This window comes from Bryocella sp. (genome assembly GCF_058498515.1).
In genome coordinates this window covers 35,644-55,840 of the sequence record NZ_JBMHYI010000060.1, presented here as the reverse complement: position 1 = coordinate 55,840, position 20,197 = coordinate 35,644, and the positions used below count along the sequence as shown (strand labels likewise).

Genomic DNA, 20,197 nt, shown 5'->3' with positions numbered 1-20,197 from the left:
TCTCACAGTATCGTCTCCTTCGCGGCTGCCAAAGAGCATTGCGGAGCTTCGATGTTGCGCGCGGCGACCATCAGCCGAAGTCTCACGCTGGCATAGGACATAACTCGCCCTCCCCAGGAGCCAGAAGCATGTTAGCTTCAAGTCCGTGCTGGCGCGTGTAGAAGGCGTGGTACCGCCCCTTGAGCGCATAAAGCGACGCATGGGTTCCGCGTTCGACAATCTTTCCGTGATCGAGCACGAGTATCTGGTCGGCTCGGCGGACGGTGGAGAGACGGTGTGCGATGACGAAGGTTGTTCTGCCCTGCATGAGCGAAGTCAGACCGGCCTGAATCAGGGCTTCCGACTCGGAGTCGAGTGAGCTGGTGGCCTCATCGAGGATGAGGATGCGCGGGTCTGCCAGGATGGCCCGGGCGATGGAGATCCGCTGGCGCTGGCCGCCCGAGAGCCTGATTCCTCTCTCCCCCACGATCGTCTCGTAGCGGTCGGGAAGGCGCTCCGCGAACTCATCCACGCGCGCGATGCGGCAAGCCTCCATCCATTGCCGCGGATCGGCATCGGGGCGGCTGAACATCACATTCTCGCGGATAGTGCCATCGAACAGGAACGTATCCTGGAACACCACTCCGAGCTGCTCCCGATAGCTACTGAGCTTTACGGTGGCGAGATCGATGCCATCGATAAGAACCTGACCGTCGATGGAGTTATAAAAGCCGCATATCAGTGAGATGACGGTTGACTTTCCGGAACCCGAAGCGCCGACCAAAGCGGTCACCGTTCCGGGTTCGGCGTCGAATCCAATGCCATGCAGCACAGGCTTACCAGGTGTGTAGGCGAAGGAGACGTCACGAAAACTAACGGCGCCTTGTATCGAGTTGATCGCGTAGGTGCGGCTGGACTCGCTATCCTCTTTAGGCTCGCGGAGGATTGCGGCGGTACGTTCCAGTCCGGCAACAGCTTCCGTGAGCTGACTGCCTACGCTGACCAGCAGGGCAATGGGCGCCGTCATGAAGGCCAGCAGAAGGATGAACTCCACGAAGCTGCCAACATCTATGTAGCCTTTTTTGACTTCGAGAGCGCCGAGGTACATGACGAGGCTGCCGACGGCGCCAAACAGGACGACGGATACAAGCGTCATGTAGGACTGCGCGGTGATGGTGTCCACGAAGCTGCCGAAGATACGATCTGCGCCGCCGGCGAAGACCTTCGCTTCGGCCGCTTCGGCGCGGTAGGCTTTTACGACCCGAACCGCAGAGAGCGATTCGGTCAAGCGCCCTGTGACTTCCGCAGTGAGCCGGGAGCGCTCGCGAAAGATGGGGCGGGTGATGCCAAATGCTTTCTTGAGGAACAAGCCGAAGCCGAGCAGGATGCAGACCGTCAGCACGGTTATCAGAACACTGATGTGCAGAAGGATGACTAGAGCGATGATGGCACTCAGCAAACCGCCCGCGAGGTCGACGAGCCCGGAGCCTACAAGATCGCGAATGCCTTCAGCATCATTCATGATGCGGGCCGCAAGAGTTCCGGTGCTGTTGGTGTCGTAGAAGAGCACAGGGAGGCGGCCTACGTGTGCGCAGACTTGTTTGCGCAGGTCGGACACTAGGCGCTGTCCGGCGATGGAGAGGTTCTGTGCCAGTATGAAACCTGTGATGCCCTGCACGGAGGTGGCCGTGATGACGCCGGCGACGATCCACGGGAGGCGATCGAAGTGATGCTGGTACATGACATCGTTGATCAAATAACGGAAGGCAACCGGGACGGCGAGACTGCAGATGCGGCTGACGAGCATCAGGGAGAAGCAGCCCGCGAGAAGCCAGCGCAGCGGCCTGATGAGGTTCCAGACTTCAGGCGGGGCGATAGCGAACTTCAGCGTCCACGGGGGACAGACCGCGTGGTCGCGGTTGGAGCTGTCCCGCGCTGGATTGAGATGGTCACGGAGTCTGGATGCATCCGAAGAGGAGTTCATAGGTGGTTCACGTCGAGGATGAGCTTTCGGCTATCGGCATAGGTTGGCGGAGCCGTTCTGGATCAGTGGTTGCCCGGCTCTCGGAAGGAAACTGAACTTCGAGTTGGTTCAGAATGTTCTGGTACCGTGTCCGCATGCGCGGGGACTCATCGGTCTTCATGAGCTTGGCGAGCTCCTGCTTCGACGGTGTGAAAGTCAAAGGGAGTCGTTTCCAGAAGTACTTGAGATCTTCCGAACGCCAGTTCGCATAAGTGGCCTCCCATGATCGTTCTTTCGATCCGGGGAAGACGACGTTCGCCGGATTCAGGGGCCTGGCGTAATCCTGAAATCTGCAATCCAGCGAAACCCTCATTTGTGTGGAAGTGTTGGGCGAAGCGGAATGGACCGTCAAACTGTGAAAAATCAGTACATCGCCAGCGTTGATCCGTCCACCAGCCCAGTCGCCTCCGCGCGTCTTCTTTCTTGGGATATGACCGGTAGCCGGATCGGCTTCTTGAAAGCCGAAGTGATGCGAGGACTCCAGGATCTGCAGCGGTCCAAGCTCGACCGGGCAGTCATGCAGAGGCATCCACGCTGTATAGCAAGCGGTGTCTCCACCGATCGCTAAATGATCCTGATGGGCATCGATCAGGAAGCGATCACAGTTCGGGAAGATGATGCGGCCGATGGGCTTCGGATGAACCATGAGCCGTGGCCCGACGATCATCTGCATCACATTACGGAGTTTTGGATGATGAGTGAGGCGGTGGAAGGCCTCAAGATTGAAAATCTTATCGTAGACCTGTTTGAATGCCGGATCTGAATCGCCGCAGGCAGCGTCTGGATTGGCTATGCGGCTGTCTCCAGGCAACAGCCATTGATTCGAGGATAGGATCTGCACCATTTCGCATAACAGACTTTCGATGTCCTCGGCTGGCATGAGCTGGCGAATGAGGAGATATCCATTGGCGTCTAGCTCACGCAGGACGCCTTCCGCGATCAATTCCTCCGCGCTGATCTCACGAAATGGCTTCATCCAGTCCCCTGCGGCGCTGCTCGTCGCAACCTAGGCAAACGCAGCTTCCGCCGCAATGTGCCGAGATTCCTTGCAGACGTTTCAAAGCCTACGTTGAGCTCCGTGATTGGTTGTCAAGGCTTTGTCACTTGATTGTCTCCAGACTTTTCCGGGAGCGGAAGAGTGCAACAGAACCCCTCGGACCTGCGGCGGGAGGAGCCATGCGCGAACGGCGATGCCGTCTTCGTCGCTCGAACAATTCAATGAACACATCCAGACATTCTGGAGACAATCCGGTCAAATCAGACCGCTACGCTTGAGCAGGAGTGGGCGGCTGGTTCCGCCTGGCAAGGTGTGGCCCGTGAAGGAAGCAACCAACAATTCGGAGGGCATTCCTGGACGGAGGCCGAGATGTCCCTGACCTGGAAGCACCTGCACCATCCTCTTCGCACGCTCGCATCCGCAAAGCGCATCGGGCAGACTGCATGGATAAACCACAGGTTGTTGCATCGTGGCGGCCGTCATTTCAAGGGGGATTCGCGATACAACTTGTCTGCTTTCACCCAAGGTTTCAGAGAGCACGAGGATTTTCAGGGCTCGGATGTCGCGCTTCTGCAAAGGATCTGCAGAGCCTACTCTCTTGCGACCGAACGACAGCAAGGCGCAGCAACGAAATATGCTCCAACGGCATGGTGGCAGGAGCACCGCGACCTGACTCTAGGGCCCGTCATACGGGCCTTAAGATCGAACGATATTGACTCTTTGCAGGTAATGTATCGGAATTTTTTCCGCGATGATTGCTCGACGGGCCTAGTCCCCGTGCAGCGGATGAAGAACGGCTTTCTGGGGGACGATGCCACGGATTTCCATCGCAGTCTGTATCTTATCGATGCTCTCTACCGGCTGGACTACTGGAAGGAGCAAACGGACTGCCGCTACGGGCTCCGCGATCTGGCTGGTCCAACCATTGGGAATCCATTCGGCGTGATGCTCGAAGGTACGCTTGTGCGAGTGGGCTCCGAATACCAGCACTATTGTGCAGAGCGGATCGCGTCGCTGCTACCCACAGGGAGCGCCTCAGTCGCCGAAATTGGCGGTGGCTTCGGAGGGATGGCCTACTACCTTCTTCGCGGCCGCCCAATGACGACATATATCGATTTCGATGTTCCGGAGAGCATCGCCCTCACCTCTTATTATCTTCTCAAAGCATTTCCGCAACTTAAGATTGTTTTGTATGGTGAGGTAGAGCTAACTGCGAAGACGATCGCGCAGGCGGATGTGCTGCTGCTGCCGGTCTTCGAGCTTCTCACATTGCCTGCCGGAACGGTCAATCTCTGCTTCAGTTCCCACGCAATATCTGATCTTTCTCCAGCATTAATGGTGGAGTATCTGAACGATATCGTCCGGATGACTCGGAGTCACTTTCTCTACATAGGCAACGGGCGCTCTTCCAGGGTGATCGCAGAAGCCATCGCGGGGCCCTCGCGCATTCCGTTTGCCATGTTGAATACACGGACCTCTAATTGGAACCGACACATCGCTCCCGATGCGGATCACGTGGAATGTCTGTATCGGATCGCGCAGCCTCGGCGTGCGCGGTGAAGATAGTGCGTTCAGCGCACCCATTCGGGACAAAGAAGTGACAAATCGATAGCAACTCGCATCCGCGTCTTGTTCATACTCAGTTTCAATACCGTTGTGTATTAAATCGAGCACCGTGAGATCTGCTGTTAAGCGACTCAAACGCCGATCGCGGTTTACGAGATGCAAATCGGCCGGTAAGCGACGTTCACGTTCGGCCCGATCAACTTAGAGCATGGCGGTCCGTAACACTCAGACCGCAGCAGAGTTGCTTTTCTGCACACGAGGGTGCTTTGACGTTTACCGAAACTGAGGGAAGCCGGATATGACGATCCAAGAGATCGAGCGCGCGTGTAATGGGTCCCAGGCGATGGATTTCTCCAGGCCGGAGCTGCCGAAACCGGCGCTATCCCTGAAGAGAATCTTCTATCCCTTCGGGTTTCCCGTCGAAGTGAAGACGAACTCATTTGAGGTCTTCGACGTGCTTGACAGCCTCTGGGGAAAGTTCGAGCAGCAGCATGATTTGGTCCCGATCAAATCGGAGGTTCATGTGGTGGAGGGTGATTCCACGGAGTGCCCACCCTTGCCGGTGTACCGGCTCATGTCACCCCTTTTTGTCAGCATCGCGGATAGGGACAACTACAGCATCATCGATATGGAACACAACACCGCGCAGATCTGTCTCTCTCGCGCTGCGTTGCGCCATAAGCTTTACGCCGGGTATTACTTTCTCGGGACCCCGGTTTCCTGTATTGCGACGCGATACACGACACCAGTGCACGCGGGATGTGTAGCTCTCGATGGCCGCGGCGTTCTATTGTGTGGGGACTCTGGCGCAGGGAAGTCCAGCCTGTCGTATGCGTGCGCGCGCAGTGGCTGGACGTATGTCTCCGACGATGGAAGCTATCTATTGAACTGCGGAGAGGACCGCACGGTTGCGGGCAACTGCTACCAGGTGAGGTTCCGGCCAACCGCGGCAGCGCTTTTCCCGGAGATTGAAGGCCTGAGGATGATGCCCCGAGCCGCAGGAAAACCTTCGGTGGAAATGCAAACCGCAATGATCCCAGCATTGAAGTGCGCACAAACGGCTAAGGTAGACTTCATCGTGTTTCTGAACAGGAAGGCGTTGGGCCAGCCGAAGCTCGTTCCCTATCGCAAGGATGTGGCTCGGCATTTCATGCAGCAGATGTTATTCGGCCCCGAAAACACCCGAGGACCGCAGTATGCCGCTATTGAGCGACTGCTGGATGCCGAGGTCTTCGAGTTGCGATACCGTGACCTGTCATGGGGCGTCGATCGCCTGCGGCAGTTGGTCCGGAAGTCACTCTAGTGGACCTGTTGCTGCTGGATAAGCCTCCGGGGGCTGTCTCGATATGGAGAAGTCCTGCGGCGTGGTTTGCCGAAAAGAAACGGCCTCGTGGCTATTGGGTATTCTTCACTACGGCGTTTTTTTGACGCTGGCTTTTCGATCTATGTCTTCATGTTCAATCTATATCTGCTCGATCCGGGCTTCAATGACCTTGGTATAGAAACGCTAGGCCTTTCAGCTGGCATTGGCTATGGATTGAAGAAGCGGAGCAGGGCTTCTTCATCACGCTGGCTGAGGCCGGCGCGTACCCGCATGTGGCGGACGACGGTGCCGGAGATTCTGGGCGAGAAGCCTTCTGGCGCGTTGTGACAACCGGCGCAGCGTTGATGGAAGATGATCTCTCCTTCGCTGGGCTGGGGGTTCGCGTTGTTCTGCGCCGCCGCAGAATTGTTTGCAGTCGCCGGTGCGGTCTGTTGTGCGGTGTGAGCCTTCCTAGTCGTAGCCGTCGGCACCGCTGCACTGGCTTGCGCGCGGAGAGCGGCCGGCATCGGCGCAGCTAGTGCGAGCATGTAGACGAGAAGATGCTTTGAATGCATGATCACTTTCCTTTCCAGGCTGGGAACAAGAAGCGGTACACGATACCTGTCTCCCAGATATTGAAGTCTTTCGCGGAGGAGAATTGCCTTGAGTAGCTGGTCAGCACTCGGGTGTTGTGCGGAAGGTTGTAGTCCAGGCCGAAGTCGATTCGTTGGTTATTCACGAGTGGCAGGCCGTCGCTGACGATACTGTCGCGGCGAAACGTCTGCTGCATGCGGACGATAGGCTCCAGTCTCCCGATCCAGCTATCCAGTCCTCCGTGGGCTGCGGTGCGGTAATCCATCTCGACCCAATATCCCTGGGCGTGACGCCCGCGAGCGAACTCAGAGCGCAGGCGGAACGGTGTGTCGCCGATCTTCCACCAGAGATGCGAACCGTAGAAGTTCTCCTGGGTGCCTTGCAGCCTGCGACCGTAGGAAACGCCAATCTCCAGGTGCTTCTCCGGGAAGAGGAGATCGGCGCGACCGCCCGTAGCGTGTTGAGCGGCAAAGTTCTGCTTGCTGCTGCTGCCGGAATAATAGGCTGCGTAATCGATGGAATATTTGCTCCGAGAGATAGCGGATCCGCGCAACATTCCGCCCAAACTGACGCCAGTACTCATGATGCCGAGAGACTGGATGAGGGGACCATCCTGGAGTGTATTGATCCAGATGGGAGAGAGCCGCTCATTGTAGGTTCCGAAAGGCGTGAGGAAGGTACCGCCCACGACGGTGACGTGCGAGGTCGCGATGTAGTCACCCTGAAGATAGGTCAAGCCGGCGAAGAAGCTGTGATCATAACCGGGCTGGTCGCCGCCTTTGGGTGAAAGCTCGTCGACGATTGCGGCACGGGACTCAATCAGGAAGTTGTTTCCGATCGGGACGGCCGCGAGCGGAGCGATGATCGGCTGATAGCTAGTGCTACCGCCGGTGGTGTTAGTGAAGAATCCAGCGCCACCGGAGATCAGCGGTGTATTTTGGGCTGTCCCGTTTCGCGCGGCGCTGAGCATGGTCAATGCAAAGAGGATGAACCTCGTTGGGCTTGCTAATTTGGAGCAATGGATCATAGCGAGTGGAGGCGGCATAGAAGTCCACTCTAGGGAATCTACCGGTCGACCGTGTCTCCGGAACGTCTGTTCTTTGTCAATGGGTTGTCACTCTCACCTCGATCGATTCGAGGCGCTCAATATCAGCTGTCGACGTGGATTGCATGTCGGCAAGCGTGCAAGGTCAGGTCTAGAGGTAGAACACACCAATTCCTGTGCCCAACGAATGACAATTAGCTGACACGGCCATGACAAGTCTCGAGAAGGTGCTCGTTACCGTTCGAAAGGAATGGAGTGGCAGCCGAAGAGTACACGCGTCACATCGGATTGGTAGGCTCCTTCCACGTTGATATGAAACGCGACCCGCTACACCGATTGCTGGGAACGGACCAAGAGGCACGGGCAGCTGTATTGCTGACGTTCTGCGACCCGTTTCCAGACGATCGATACTCCGTATTGAGGGATCTCACCGGCTCACAGTGGCGCAGACTGTTGAGGTGGCTCGATACGAGTGGCCTGGCGCTGTACTTCCTCGACCGGGTGTTTGAGCTGCGGCGGTCTGAGACGCTGCCACCCGATGCGCTTGCTCGCCTGCAACAGAATCTACGGGACAATACCGAGCGAACGTTGGAGATGATTGCGGAGTCAAACGCGATTCATCGCCAGTTCCAGGGCGAAGGACTCTCGTATGCAGCGGTCAAGGGCTTCACGCTCTGGCCGTGCTCGGTGCCGAACCCTTGCCTGCGATCTCAGCTCGATCTGGACTTCTTAATCGCAGAGAGCAGTGCATCTTCGGCACGGCGGATTCTTGAGAGCAGAGGCTATTATCTTCACGCGAGCTGCGGCAGTAGCTTGGAGTTCAAGACGCGACACATGCCTGGCGGGTCGCTGAAGGACTTGTATAAGGCGTTACCATTTCGTTCCGTGGAGCTGCACCTCGCGAGTGGCGAGAGTCGATCGTCGTTGCTGCAGCGCAAGGAAGAGCTAGAGTTTCATGGCGTGCGGATGCCGGTGCTTTCCCCTGCGGACCTCTTTGTAGGGCAGGGCCTGCACCTGGCCAAACACATTTGTAGCGAGTTCTTCCGCACGGCACATTTGATCGAGTTCTGGCGCCATATCGTCGCTCGCCGGGACGACGACGTGTTCTGGAAGGAAGTTCGCGCCGCGGCTCGGCACAACTCCAATGCGCCGGTCGCACTCGGTTTGGCAACACTTCTGATCACTCAGCTCATGGGAGAGTTCGCTCCAGAGGCTCTAACGTGCTGGACCGTCGACTGCCTTCCCGTCTCCGTGCGGCTATGGGTTGAACTCTACGGTCGTCGCTGTGCACTCGGGAGCTTTCCGGGTAACAAACTGTACGTCATGTTGCAGGAGGAACTGGAACTGTTGGAGCTCCTCCCAAAACGAGCGCTTCGACGAAAGTTGATGCCCATGACACTGCCGCCTGCCCTCTTCCGCGGCAAGCCGGACGAAGGCCTGACGGACCGTGCCCAGCGCTACAGGCTACAGCTCCGGCTGATTTTCTTTCGTCTCCGGTTCCATAGTGTTGAGGGGCTTCGTTACATGTATGAGTCATTTCATTGGCGCAGGCAAAGAGGCCGGCTGGTATAGCGAATCGAATCCTCCGTTGCGTCGTCGATTATTACGAGGCTTACCAGTTCATCCACGATGTCTGCCTCGGTAACAAAGGAATGACAATTCACTGACGCACGCATGACACCCGAACTGTCCTGGATCTCTACGGTTAGTGGTGAAGCTTGGATCGAAGCTCCTCTCGATCGGCCGCCATGACTCTATGACTCGCAATCGATACATGCACGTGAATATTTCTCCGAGGAGAAGGTCTCATCTTCCGGCTCTGGCCGCGGGATCGATTCTGCTTGCATTGGGATTCTTCTCGTCTCCAGCAGCCGCGCAAGATCCGTTGGCACCGCCCGCGACGCAGAGCGCTACGCAATCCTCGAATCAAAGCAGCACGCCTCAAACGACGGGAGTCTTCGGTGACGGCGCAGATTCCTTCCTTGGTGTCACGTCAGCATCGAGTTTCAACCTGCAAGCAACTCCAGCAAGCCTCTCGTCAAATCAGATCATTCAGATCCTGCAGCAGAGTCCGGATCTTGTGGTGGAGATTAAGTCGCAGGTCGCCGACCACCTGCAGGAGCAAGGTACGCAGGTTGACGTGAATGATATCTCGGACCAGATGCTGTATAGCCAGATCGCGACGAACGCCGATCTTCGCGCGAGTATCACCACCTTCTTGAGGGCGCGCGGATATGTGTCCCAGGGTGATTTCCAATCGGCCGCTTCTGGCGCCGGATCTTCCGACGTTGACTCCTCTCAAGATACGTCATCCGCTCGAGGTAACCGGGCCGCGCCCCTGTTGGGTGGGGATTCGGGCCTGACCGCGGGGATCAGCGCTGACCGCCTCCCGTTGACCCGCGATCCGTTGAGGAGTTCCGCAGGTGTTCGTTCGAACCGCCCAGCGACTCGACAAGAGGAGGTCCACTCCTCCACCGACGCTCCGAAAGTGCTGCGAGAGACAACGCCATACAATCTCCAGTCGATGCGTGATCTCTATACGCAGATCCCCGAGCAGGCATCTCCGCTGAAGCGCTTTGGCTCCGAGGTCTTTCTCGATCGGGATAGCTCCGCCATCCCGCGCGGGAGCTCAAGCAGCGACACTCCGCTGGACGTTCCCGTGGGGCCGGACTATGTCGTCGGCCCGGGTGACGCGCTCATCATCAATCTTTGGGGTGGGATGACGCAGAGCCTCAATCGCGTCATCGATCGCGATGGCCACATTCTTCTACCGGATGCAGGTTCACTTCAAATCGGTGGTCTACCTCTCGATCAAGCCGAAAGCATGATCAGGCGCGCGCTAACGCAGCAGTACCGAGGCGCACAGGTTTCTGTGACCGTCTCGAGGCTGCGCTCGGTGCGCGTGTATGTGGTGGGAGACGTGCAGCGTCCCGGAGGCTACGATCTCAGCTCGCTGGCCACTCCTCTAAGTGCGCTGTATGCCGCGGGTGGGCCTACGGCCGTTGGATCACTGCGCGTCGCGCGGCATTATCGGGGCGACCACTTAGTCGAAGACGTCGATCTATACGACTTTCTGCTCCATGGAGTGCGCAAGGGGAGCGCGCGCTTCGAAGGCGGAGACACGCTGATGGTGCCACCTGCGGGAGCGCAGGTCGCGATTTCGGGTGCCGTGCGGCGGCCCGCGATCTATGAACTGAAGTCGGGAGAATCGACCCTCTCATCCTTGATCGACGACGCAGGCGGAGTTACGGCCGAGGCTGCGCTCAGCCACATCACCATCGAGCGCATCGATGCCAATCGTAAGCGCGAAACCGTGACGCTGGATCTGCCCAAAGGGGAAGCCCCGGACTCCGACCGGGTTGCCATCAATGCGTTCCAGGTGAAGGACGGAGATCGCATACGGATTGCTCCTATCCTGCCGTACAGCGAGCGGGCTATCTATCTTCAGGGGCACGTCTCCAGGCCCGGTCGTTTGCCCTATACCGATGGCATGCACCTCAGCGAGGTCCTGCATAGCTATCGGGATATGTTGCCCGAGCCAGCAAATCGAGGAGAGATCGTTCGGCTGGTTCCCCCCGACCTGCACGCGGAGACGATTGATTTCAACGTCCCGGACGTACTCATTGGCAACGACAATCCCGCTCTCCAACCCTTCGACACCATTCGGATCTTCGGACGTTACGAAGTCGACAGTCCGAAGGTCACCATCCACGGCGAAGTGCTTCGGCCGGGCGTGTATCCATTGTCGAAGGGCATGACAACCTCGCAGCTAGTGCGGATGGCAGGTGGCTTCAAGCGCGATGCGCTGGTGGAGACCGCCGACTTGACCAGCTACTCCGTGGTCAATGGCAACGTGGTGAGGGGAGCGCTCGCTACCGTGCAGATCGGCGTCGCTGTCGCGGGCACCGACCCCAAAGCGGATGTGGCACTCAAGCCCGGAGATGTGCTGACGATCCACCAAATCACCGGTTGGGAAGATATCGGTGAGTCGGTGACCATCGATGGACAGGTCAATTTTCCTGGGAGTTATGGCTTCCGGGAGGGCGAGCACCTTAGTTCCATCTTACGCCGTGCCGGAGGCTTTCGGACAACAGCGTATCCGGAAGGGGCTGTGCTCCTCAGAGACCAAGTCAGGGAGCTTGAACAAAAGAGCCGTGACGAGCTGATCCGCCAGATTGAAACGAACTCAGCCTCCGCGCGGCTGGCTCCCTCGCTCGGCAGCGGCGACACGCAGGGTACGTTGCAGCTCATCAAAGCGCAACAGGATCAGGCGCTCGAGCAGTTGAAGAGCCATCCGCCCACCGGCCGCATGGTGATTGAAATCAGCTCCGACATCGATAGCTGGGCAAATACTCCGGCGGACATCGAGCTGCGTCGCGGCGACGTTCTGACGATCCCCAAGCGGCCCGGCTTCGTGCTCGTCTCTGGTCAGGTCTATAACGCCACGGCACTCACGTTCACGCCTGGCAAGACCGCTGTGTGGTACCTGAGCCATGCGGGAGGAACCAACGCGACGGCCAACCGCAAGGATATCTTCGTCATTCGCGCCAACGGCTCTGTCATTGGGCGTCACTCGGGAGGATGGTTCGACGCCGATGTGCTCTCCACCAGGCTGAACCCTGGAGACGTCGTTGTCGTTCCTCAGAAGATCCTTGGCTCTTCGTTGTTCTGGCGAAATCTTCTCACCACGGCGCAACTTGCTTCCTCCATAGCGATCACCGCCGGCATCGCGGTAGCAGCGCTGTAGCTGTGCCCTGTATGCCGCGAACGTTCATGGTCATCGTGATGTATCTCATGCTTGCTGTCTCATTTCAATCCGTCAATCTCTCCCGAGCCCAGGACTGGCCACAGCGAGTCCGGGGGAACATGGCATCGCCCTATGTTCGGTTGGGGAGCTCGGTCAATCCCGCCTTCGAGTGGCTGGCGGCAGCCGGATACCTAATTGACTCCGCGTCTGTGGTGTCCGATATGCCGGTCCTTCAGCGCAGTTTGAGAAAAGAATTCGCTCAGGAGCTGCTGCCGCGTGCTGGAGCACGGAACCTGGAGTTCCGTGTCGAGTTCCTCGATCAACGGATCACAGCCCTGTCCGGAACGCCCTTGAGGGATAACTGCCATTTCGCGGAAACGCTCGTCGACGATGATGGACGTCCCTTTGCTGTAGGCGCGAACACCATTGAGATTTCCTGCAGACCCATTGGGAGGGCGAAATGACGAATGGCTCATCCATCATGCCCCAGGGGGAGACGAGCCGGTTGCGTGAATTACAGCAGACGCATTGGGCTGTCCGAGCGATGCTGCTCTGGCAGCACCGCCGAATCCTTTCCCGCGTAGTTGCAATTTCATTGGTGGCAAGTCTGGGCATCGCCTTTCTGATCCCAAAGGAGTACAAGGCGTCGACGAGCATCATGCCCCCGGACCAGCAAGGCTCTGGCGCTATGATTCTGGCTGCATTGGCTGGTCGTGGCGGCGGCTTGGGGACGCTTGGAAGTCTCGCTGGCGGTCTCCTGGGCGAACACACCTCGACGGCTCTTTTTGTCAATCTGCTCAGTAGCGGTACGGTTGCCGGTCATCTGATCGACCACTTCAATTTGAAGCATGTGTATCACACGCGCTACGCCGTCGATACCGCCAGGCACCTGGCTCATGCGACCAAGATCACGGACGACAAGAAGAGTGGCGTGATTACGATCACCGTGGAGGACACGGATCCTGTCCGTGCCCGGGATCTCGCTCAGGGATATCTCGATGAGTTGAACCGGATTGTGATGCAGACGAGCACTTCGGCAGCGCGCCAGGAACGTATCTTCATCGAGCAACGTTTGCATACCGTTCAGGCTGATCTAGAGCGAGCGCAGCTTGAGTTGAGTTCGTTCTCGAGCCGGAACAACACCGTCGATATCCGGGAACAGACCCGAGCGATGGTCGACGCGGGAGCGAGAGTCCAGGGCGAAATTCTGGTCGAACAGTCGAGTCTCCAGTCGCTGCGTCAGATTTACGGTGACGGAAATGTGCGCGTGCGAGAGGCGGGGGCCCGAATCGCTGCCTTGCAGGGCGCTTTGCAGAAGATGACGGGCTCCTCCGCACCTCTGAACGATCAGGCTGCGGGAGCCATGCAAGACACAGTGGATAGCGGAGGACTTTATCCGCCCTTACGTCAACTCCCCCGCCTCGCAGTTCCGTATGCCGATCTCTATCGCACAGTGAAGGTGCAGGAGACCGTGTTTGAACTTCTCACGCAGCAGTATGAAATGGCCCGCATTGAAGAGGCAAAGGACATACCGGTTGTTCGGGTCATCGACCCTCCGGGTGTTCCAGAAAAGAAGTCGTTCCCTCCTCGTCTCCTGCTGGCTTTACTGCTTACGTTGATTTCATTTGCGGTCACTGCCGCCTTGATCTTAGTTCGGGATAACTGGTCGAAGGTACACCCCGGCGATCCGCGGAAGACACTCCTGGCTGAGGTTGTCCCGGCTCTTGCGAGGAGCCTCGCGACGGCCGCCGGTGCAGACCGGGGCGCCGCATGAGAAGACATCTCACAAACTCCCTCTACGGTGCCCTCGACTACATCTCCTATCCGTTGGGGATGCTGCTGGTGGCGCCGATCGTACTGCACAAACTTGGTGGTGCTGAGTACGGCCTCTGGATGATCGCAACTTCGGTGATCAGCGCGGGGGGCATCATCGCATCGGGGTTTTGCGATGCCGGACTCCGACGTATTGCTGAGCTTCGGGGTGTAGGCGACCGCAACTCGATGTTGTCAGCGGTGCGCAGCTTGCTGGGTATCAATCTCGTCCTGGGCACTGCGTTCGCCATAGTCGTGTGGATCGCCGCTCCCTATGCTTCTCTTCGCATCGCTGTCGAGCATACGGCGTCGGCCCGAGAGTGCCTGATCTCACTGCGCATCGCCGGAGTGCTGATCTTGGTGCGCTCTATCGAAAGCGTTGGCGCGAGCACGCAGCGAGCCTTTGAACGGTACAGCAGTACGGTGCGGATCAGTTCGGCGACTCGTTTGTTCACGCTGGCCGCAGCGGCGGTGCTCGCCATAGGCGGACACCGCACGGTGAGCATTCTCCTAATGACCGGAGTATTTCTCCTTGCAGGAGCATACCTGCAATTTCGCGCGCTACGAACTGTTCTCGGTTCGGCCATGATATGGCCAGCATTCCAGCCGCGCGAAACGCGAGTCTTGCTCGGCGTTGGCATCTTCGTCTGGCTGCAGGCATTGGGAAGCGTTGCCTTCGGCCAGTTCGACCGGATTCTCCTCGGTGTATCGCTCGGAGCGCTGGCAGTGGCTCCCTATGCGTTGAGCATCCAGATCGCTCAACCCATCTTCGGTCTCACCGCCTCCTGCCTGCATTTTCTATTTCCCTATCTATCCGGCCGCGCCGGGACGATCTCCACCGTCGCGTTGCGGCGGACCCTGGCAATAGCATTCGCGTGCAATTTGGCTCTGGTCGCCAGCGGCGCAGCAATCCTGCTCCTTTGGGGAGATCGCCTGCTTCGCATCTGGGCGGGACCAGCGGTCGCACACAGTGCGGCGACAATCTTCCGGCCGATTGTCCTGGGCACTGCCCTGATGGGACTCGGGGTTACAGGCACTTATGCCTTGCAGGCGCTAGGACGTTTCCGGACTGTCGCTCTTCTTAGCCTGAGCGGGAGGGCGGTAATGCTGGTGCTGATGATCTACCTCCTGCACCATCTAGGTCTGCGCGGACTTGCGACCGCAAGGGTCTGTTATGGGGCCATCGCCCTGGTGGTCTACCTGCCACTCTTGCACCGCCTTGGCGAACCGCGGCAGCGCTCGAACTCTGTGCCGTTCATGGCAATCCCTGATGAGCTGCAGAGGGGATTCAAGTCATGAAGATCATGGTTGCGGCCGCCTCATTTTCGTCGGAGATCTCCGGCATCCAGCGCCATGCCTTCAATTTGGTTCGGTGTCTTCTGCTGCGGCCCGAAATTTCAAAGATTGATCTCGTGGTTGCGCCCTGGCAGAGGAAGCTTGTGGAAGCCGCGGGCATTGATCCTGACGACCGTCTAACCACTCATGTCGCGGAGATGGAAGAGAGTTCTCTCAGTCGCAATCGCTGGTATTATCGCGAGCTCCCCGTGCTTGCCGCGCAGATGCAGACCGACCTGGTCCATCTGACGTATCCCGTGCCGGTGGATGCGGAGTCATTTAAGTGTCCAACCCTGGTGACTCTGCACGATCTCTACCCCTACGAGATTCCGCAGAACTTTGGCTTTCCCAAGGTGATGGTCAACCGGTTGATCCTGCGGCAATGCCTTCGCAGTGTCAATGCGATTGCTTGCGTTTCTGAATCCACAAAGCTGCAGCTGCGGCAATACTCATCACATTCGACCTGGACCAAGGCGACTCGGATTTACAACTGCGTCGCGCAGGAGGGGCACCGCGCCACAACCTCGCGGCCTCACGGTTGGCAGGACGAACTCTTCCTGCTCAGCGTTTCGCAGCATCGACGTAACAAGAATATCGTCCTGCTGATTGAGGCATTCGATCGGCTGCTGCGCCGTGCTGAAGTCGACCAGGCCATGAAGCTGGTTGTTGTGGGGATCACTGGACCCGAGACTCCGCGCATTCTGCAGTCGATCTCCCGTCTGGGCCTCGAGGGAAGAGTCCGTCTACTACACGGCCTATCCGAGTCGGAGTTGCAGTGGTGCTATACGAGTTGCCAGGCTCTGGTGGCGCCGTCCATAACGGAGGGTTTCGGACTACCGGTCGCGGAGGCATTGCTTGTCGGGTGCCGTGTCGTATGTTCCGACATCGCGGCCTTTCGCGAAGTTGGTGGGACACACTGCAGCTTCGTTCGTCTCGGCGTTGGCGAAGAAGAGGCACTGGCGAATGCGATTCGCAGGGCGATCGCGAAACCGTTACCCCACCCGGTGCGCTTTCCGCACCTGTCGCTGGAGGTTCTCGCTAACGAATACCAGCATGCCTACCAGCAACTACTAACGCTGGGCATGCTGCAGAACGAGATGGAGCGCTCTGCCTCTATCTTCGCCCTCCCATCGAACTACGTGCGGATCGAAGCGAACGAGTCACGTTGCGTCGCCGAGCAGGAAGGATGAATGTGGTTGCACCCGATTCTTACCTCTCCAATCGATATCTCGATTTTCTCGCCGACCTCCCCGCTCGAAAGAGGGCGACGTCCCCGGCGGCCTTCCGCGGCACCGTGCAGGACCTGTCAGGTGTGTTTCTTCCCCGAAGTAATCGTGCTCACTCAGGCGGAGGCAGCCCGCTACGTATTCGGGAGACGGCACGCGCCCTTCAGGCATTGATCCAGTCGCTGCTTCCGCTGCTGTTGGCCAATCTTCTTCTGAGACTTAGTACTCCCGTCGCCGCACTATCGTGCGCACTGCTATCGACGCCACTCCTGCTGAATCATTCAACGGCAGATATTCGGCACCAGCATTGGCTTTGGCGTGTGAAAGGCAATGGTGTCGGCCGCGTAGTTATTGGACTTTGCGGTTGGAGGACGAGTATGACAGTCCACTGTTTATTGGCGGTTAGCTCTGCAAGTACGTGCTCAGGTCAACTCAATTTGCCGTTGTGCCGGAGGGAATTCAATGTCTGATTCTGTATTCGATCATGAGTACGCCGATGTCCTCGGAGTGAAGGTCTCTGCCATCGATCTTCCCAGGGCAGTCGACATGGCGCGCCGATGGATCGATGGCGAGAACCGTGGCTACGTCTGTGTCTCGGGCGTGCATGGCGTCATGGAGGCTCAATCAGACCCCGTTTTCCGGAACATCCTGAATCATGCGTTCATGAACACGCCGGACGGGATGCCGACATCCTGGGTGGGACATCTCCAGGGCTTTGCCCACATGGACCGGGTCTGTGGGCCTGATTTCATGGCGGCGATGTGCAGACTCTCGGTGGAAAGAGGCTACCGACAATTTCTCTATGGTGGAGAACCGGGAGTTGCGGAACTGCTGAAGGAGTCTCTCGAGAGCAAGTTTCCCGGTCTTCAGGTTGTAGGGACGTATACGCCGCCGTTTAGAAGCCTCACCTCGAAAGAGGAGGACGAGGTGCTCAAGCTGGTGCAGGAGTCGAAGCCGCACATCCTGTGGGTAGGCATCAGCACCCCCAAACAGGAGCGCTTCATGGCCCAATACATGGATCGCCTCCAGGTGCCGCTGCTGGTAGGGGTTGGGGCGGCGTTCGACTATCACACCGGACGGCTTCGCGATTGTTCCAATTGGATCAAACGCTCCGGTCTGCAGTGGCTGCACCGGCTTTGCCAGGATCCCAAGCGTCTTTGGAAGCGATATCTCCGCAACAATTCTGCGTTCATGTGGAAGATTACGTTGCAGATTCTTGGCGTGCGGAGGTACCCAATCCTTGCGGACGTAGCCGCGACCGATACACCAAAAAAAATTGAGGTGGGATGATGACGCCCGTGTGCATCGCGAATATCTCAACCGCTGTGCAGCTGTATGCACCGGCTGGTCTCATCTACTTGGAACGGCCAGGCAAACGCGGCTGCAGGATGACCTTTGGCCGCGGCATCACTGTACAGACGATGAGGTTCCATGTTTGTTAGGCCTCCATCAAGCGCTGGGGCTTGTGAGCTGGACTGGTGCATCTGTGGAGGCATGTGGCCATGACTCCTTCCCTTCGCAACGACGCATTGATTGTCGGCGGCGGACCGGCGGGATCGGCTCTCTCGAGAGCACTCGCGAAAGCAGGCCGCGAAACGGTGCTGATTGAGTGGGCCAAAGACCCTGAGCACAAGGTGTGCGGGGACTTCCATGGCGTGTGAACTCTCTGCTGCAGGGGTTCAGGTTTCCTTTGGAGAGACTGCGGCCGTATTTCAGAATGGTAATGGCCGTCGGCTACGTTCCCACCTGCCGCTCCTCGTAGGTATCTGCGCTGTTTGGGCACTGTGTTCTCTCGCGCCGATATGGAAGTATCTCTCGCGGCCGAAGGCCGCGATCGCGACGCTCGTCTGCGTGATCTCGATCATGCTCGCGATGTACGGGCTCGACCGCCTGAACTACACGCGCCGGCAGATCGGCATGGGTTGGATACTGCTGTTGTATCTCGTCCTTTCCGCCGCGATGGTGGTTCTGTATCCGCTTTCGCTGAAACACCCGGTCAATCAGCGCTCGGATCGAGAAGATGCGATACGGCTGGAACTCAATGCCATTCGTCACCACCAAGCCCCATACGCTTCACGCACTTTCCTGGGTAATCCACCGACTCCATTGCCAGGTGCGCTCGTGTTGGCTACACCGTTCTTCGCAATCGGTCACGTCGCCTGGCAGAACTTTCTCTGGCTCGCGCTATTCTTCTACTTCACGGTCCGTTTCTTTCGCTACCACGCGACTGCAATCCTGTATCTAGCTGTTTTTCTGCTCTTCGCTCCATCCAATCTCAGTGATCTGACTTCGGGCGGCGACTACCTGGCCAACATCTTTTACGTTGCCATCGCCATCTTCTGCTTTGTCAAATCGTTGAACCGGCCGCCCTACGTCTCCATCGCCTCGGCGGTCTTTCTCGGATTGGCGCTTTCTTCTCGCGGCATCTATCCGCTCCTCCTTATTCCTTTGCTCGTATTCACGCTGCAGCGTGCAACGCGGCTGCGGTCCGCCGTCTCGCTCGGAGTGGTTCTGATCACGGCTGCAGTTGTCACTCTACCAATCTTCATGCCTCACCCAGTGACAAACCTCTTGAGTCAACTCAATCAGAATCCGGGCAAGCTGCGCTATCTTCCGGCCGTCCTGCACCCTCAATGGACCCTTCCGTTGATGGGGCTCGCTGTAGTCTGCACCTCGGTCTTTGTTCACATGGATATGCGTCGAATCTTCCTTATCTTCAGCCTCGCGACTTTCGCTATGCTTCTTCCCCCGATCGCCGCACAGGCGTTCTGCACGGGAAAGCTTCCCTATGAATGTTCCTATCTCTCGGTCGGCGCATTGTTTTTCGGTCTCTGGGCGTTTTCAATGTTTGAGCGCCGCTTCGAAGCTGTCCGCGAGTTGGGATCGCAAGCCCCGACCTCAATGCCGGTGGTTGTATGCGATGGTCGCCACGCACTGTAAGCCGCTCCAGGTATGCAGCACTCCCTCCTCATTTGTCAGTGAGCGTGCAGCTGGCATGTGATGGCTCAGCCGCGATGAAATCGTGACAATTCGCTAACCGCTGTATGACAACTCGCAGACTGTGGCTGACTACGTTGGTTATGGCCAGTGGATACGGCCGAACTCGACGTGGCTGGGAGCCCAGGCGCATGTCTTCGGTTATCCAGCACGCCCGATACACAAGGAGAATTCATGAAATTGAAGTTCAGGCTCCTGGCAATCCTCGCCATCGTCACCGTGGCGGTGATTGTCACCCCGATCAATCATGCACAGGCGTCGCCCAGGAGGATCGAGGTCACAGCAAAGCGCTTCACGTATGAGCCGGGCGAGGTCACGCTGAAGAAAGGGCAGCCCGTCGTGCTGGTCATTCGGAGCCTGGACGTAGCCCATGGTCTCCGCTTCCGTGAGCTTAACCTCAATGCGAAGATCGACAAAGGCAACGCGGCCGAACTGAGCTTTACGCCGGATAAAACGGGCGACTTCGTCGGCCACTGTTCCGTCTTCTGCGGATCGGGCCACGGCGGAATGTCATTAACTCTACACGTGGTGGACTAGCGGTGCGCGCGCCCACCGTACTGCCTGCCGCCATCA

At 58.0% G+C, this 20,197-nt stretch carries 17 protein-coding genes; 12 read left to right on the top strand and 5 right to left on the bottom strand.

The features are described from left to right. Positions 1–82: 82 nt before the first annotated feature. Both AC5E6W_RS17555 and AC5E6W_RS17550 read right to left on the bottom strand, forming a co-directional pair. Positions 83–1,963, bottom strand: coding sequence for an ABC transporter ATP-binding protein (locus AC5E6W_RS17555; protein WP_491753628.1), 1,881 nt, complete (start codon positions 1,961–1,963; stop codon positions 83–85). A gap of 7 nt (positions 1,964–1,970) precedes the next feature. After that, positions 1,971–2,978, bottom strand: coding sequence for a phytanoyl-CoA dioxygenase family protein (locus AC5E6W_RS17550; protein ID WP_491753627.1), 1,008 nt, complete (start codon positions 2,976–2,978; stop codon positions 1,971–1,973). A 390-nt stretch (positions 2,979–3,368) separates the two neighbouring features. Between AC5E6W_RS17550 and AC5E6W_RS17545 the strand changes: the two genes are divergently transcribed. Both AC5E6W_RS17545 and AC5E6W_RS17540 read left to right on the top strand, forming a co-directional pair. Then, the gene (locus AC5E6W_RS17545) at positions 3,369–4,559 is read left to right on the top strand and encodes a putative sugar O-methyltransferase (protein ID WP_491753626.1); all 1,191 of its coding nucleotides are present in this window, start codon (positions 3,369–3,371) and stop codon (positions 4,557–4,559) included. A 460-nt stretch (positions 4,560–5,019) separates the two neighbouring features. Further along, entirely contained in the window at positions 5,020–5,868 is an 849-nt protein-coding gene (locus AC5E6W_RS17540; protein WP_491753625.1) for an HPr kinase/phosphorylase, read from the top strand. Positions 5,869–6,095: 227 nt separating this feature from the next. On the opposite strand, the gene AC5E6W_RS17535 is transcribed toward AC5E6W_RS17540, so the two are convergent. Together AC5E6W_RS17535 and AC5E6W_RS17530 are read right to left on the bottom strand one after the other, a co-directional pair. Next, positions 6,096–6,443, bottom strand: a complete 348-nt coding sequence (locus tag AC5E6W_RS17535) for a hypothetical protein (RefSeq protein ID WP_491753624.1) — start codon at positions 6,441–6,443, stop codon at positions 6,096–6,098. 2 nt (positions 6,444–6,445) lie between these two features. Next, positions 6,446–7,432, bottom strand: coding sequence for a hypothetical protein (locus AC5E6W_RS17530; protein ID WP_491753623.1), 987 nt, complete (start codon positions 7,430–7,432; stop codon positions 6,446–6,448). A 330-nt stretch (positions 7,433–7,762) separates the two neighbouring features. Between AC5E6W_RS17530 and AC5E6W_RS17525 the strand changes: the two genes are divergently transcribed. Beyond that, a complete protein-coding gene (locus tag AC5E6W_RS17525; protein WP_491753622.1) occupies positions 7,763–9,079 on the top strand; it encodes a nucleotidyltransferase family protein in 1,317 nt (438 codons plus the stop codon). 466 nt (positions 9,080–9,545) lie between these two features. Here AC5E6W_RS17525 and AC5E6W_RS17520 read toward each other — a convergent pair whose 3' ends face one another. Next, complete coding sequence (locus tag AC5E6W_RS17520) at positions 9,546–9,764, bottom strand: hypothetical protein (RefSeq protein WP_491753621.1); 219 nt, start codon at positions 9,762–9,764, stop codon at positions 9,546–9,548. A 267-nt stretch (positions 9,765–10,031) separates the two neighbouring features. Between AC5E6W_RS17520 and AC5E6W_RS17515 the strand changes: the two genes are divergently transcribed. The 9 genes from AC5E6W_RS17515 (at position 10,032) to AC5E6W_RS17475 (ending at position 20,161) form a co-directional block, all read left to right on the top strand. Beyond that, on the top strand, positions 10,032–12,254 hold the full coding sequence (locus AC5E6W_RS17515; protein ID WP_491753620.1) for an SLBB domain-containing protein: 2,223 nt from the start codon (positions 10,032–10,034) through the stop codon (positions 12,252–12,254). Between the two features lie 26 nt (positions 12,255–12,280). Continuing rightward, the gene (locus tag AC5E6W_RS17510) at positions 12,281–12,718 is read left to right on the top strand and encodes a hypothetical protein (RefSeq protein WP_491753619.1); all 438 of its coding nucleotides are present in this window, start codon (positions 12,281–12,283) and stop codon (positions 12,716–12,718) included. Beyond that, positions 12,715–14,028: a GumC family protein gene (locus AC5E6W_RS17505; RefSeq protein WP_491753618.1), complete on the top strand. Its 1,314-nt coding sequence runs from the start codon at positions 12,715–12,717 to the stop codon at positions 14,026–14,028. Before AC5E6W_RS17510 ends, AC5E6W_RS17505 begins: the two co-directional genes overlap by 4 nt. After that, positions 14,025–15,365 (top strand): lipopolysaccharide biosynthesis protein, encoded by a 1,341-nt coding sequence (locus AC5E6W_RS17500; protein ID WP_491753617.1) that lies wholly within the window; start codon positions 14,025–14,027, stop codon positions 15,363–15,365. Before AC5E6W_RS17505 ends, AC5E6W_RS17500 begins: the two co-directional genes overlap by 4 nt. 5 nt (positions 15,366–15,370) lie before the next feature. Then, complete coding sequence (locus AC5E6W_RS17495) at positions 15,371–16,591, top strand: glycosyltransferase family 4 protein (protein ID WP_491753616.1); 1,221 nt, start codon at positions 15,371–15,373, stop codon at positions 16,589–16,591. Positions 16,592–17,089: 498 nt separating this feature from the next. Next, positions 17,090–17,917, top strand: coding sequence for a WecB/TagA/CpsF family glycosyltransferase (locus AC5E6W_RS17490; protein ID WP_491753615.1), 828 nt, complete (start codon positions 17,090–17,092; stop codon positions 17,915–17,917). Positions 17,918–18,129: 212 nt separating this feature from the next. Continuing rightward, positions 18,130–18,288: an FAD-dependent monooxygenase gene (locus AC5E6W_RS17485; protein ID WP_491753614.1), complete on the top strand. Its 159-nt coding sequence runs from the start codon at positions 18,130–18,132 to the stop codon at positions 18,286–18,288. Beyond that, a complete protein-coding gene (locus AC5E6W_RS17480) occupies positions 18,278–19,567 on the top strand; it encodes a hypothetical protein (RefSeq protein WP_491753613.1) in 1,290 nt (429 codons plus the stop codon). The genes AC5E6W_RS17485 and AC5E6W_RS17480 overlap by 11 nt, the downstream gene beginning before the upstream one ends. 231 nt (positions 19,568–19,798) lie before the next feature. Next, on the top strand, positions 19,799–20,161 hold the full coding sequence (locus AC5E6W_RS17475; RefSeq protein WP_491753612.1) for a cupredoxin domain-containing protein: 363 nt from the start codon (positions 19,799–19,801) through the stop codon (positions 20,159–20,161). The last annotated feature ends 36 nt before the right edge of the window (positions 20,162–20,197 follow it).

Coding starts and splice junctions, on each gene's coding strand:
- AC5E6W_RS17555 (WP_491753628.1), bottom strand. CDS start 1,963: ATGAACTCCTCTTCGGATGCATCCAGACTCCGTGACCATCTCAATCCA.
- AC5E6W_RS17550 (WP_491753627.1), bottom strand. CDS start 2,978: ATGAAGCCATTTCGTGAGATCAGCGCGGAGGAATTGATCGCGGAAGGC.
- AC5E6W_RS17545 (WP_491753626.1), top strand. CDS start 3,369: ATGTCCCTGACCTGGAAGCACCTGCACCATCCTCTTCGCACGCTCGCA.
- AC5E6W_RS17535 (WP_491753624.1), bottom strand. CDS start 6,443: ATGCATTCAAAGCATCTTCTCGTCTACATGCTCGCACTAGCTGCGCCG.
- AC5E6W_RS17530 (WP_491753623.1), bottom strand. CDS start 7,432: ATGCTCAGCGCCGCGCGAAACGGGACAGCCCAAAATACACCGCTGATC.
- AC5E6W_RS17515 (WP_491753620.1), top strand. CDS start 10,032: ATGCGTGATCTCTATACGCAGATCCCCGAGCAGGCATCTCCGCTGAAG.
- AC5E6W_RS17510 (WP_491753619.1), top strand. CDS start 12,281: ATGGTCATCGTGATGTATCTCATGCTTGCTGTCTCATTTCAATCCGTC.
- AC5E6W_RS17505 (WP_491753618.1), top strand. CDS start 12,715: ATGACGAATGGCTCATCCATCATGCCCCAGGGGGAGACGAGCCGGTTG.
- AC5E6W_RS17500 (WP_491753617.1), top strand. CDS start 14,025: ATGAGAAGACATCTCACAAACTCCCTCTACGGTGCCCTCGACTACATC.
- AC5E6W_RS17495 (WP_491753616.1), top strand. CDS start 15,371: ATGGTTGCGGCCGCCTCATTTTCGTCGGAGATCTCCGGCATCCAGCGC.
- AC5E6W_RS17490 (WP_491753615.1), top strand. CDS start 17,090: ATGTCTGATTCTGTATTCGATCATGAGTACGCCGATGTCCTCGGAGTG.
- AC5E6W_RS17485 (WP_491753614.1), top strand. CDS start 18,130: ATGACTCCTTCCCTTCGCAACGACGCATTGATTGTCGGCGGCGGACCG.
- AC5E6W_RS17480 (WP_491753613.1), top strand. CDS start 18,278: ATGGCGTGTGAACTCTCTGCTGCAGGGGTTCAGGTTTCCTTTGGAGAG.
- AC5E6W_RS17475 (WP_491753612.1), top strand. CDS start 19,799: ATGAAATTGAAGTTCAGGCTCCTGGCAATCCTCGCCATCGTCACCGTG.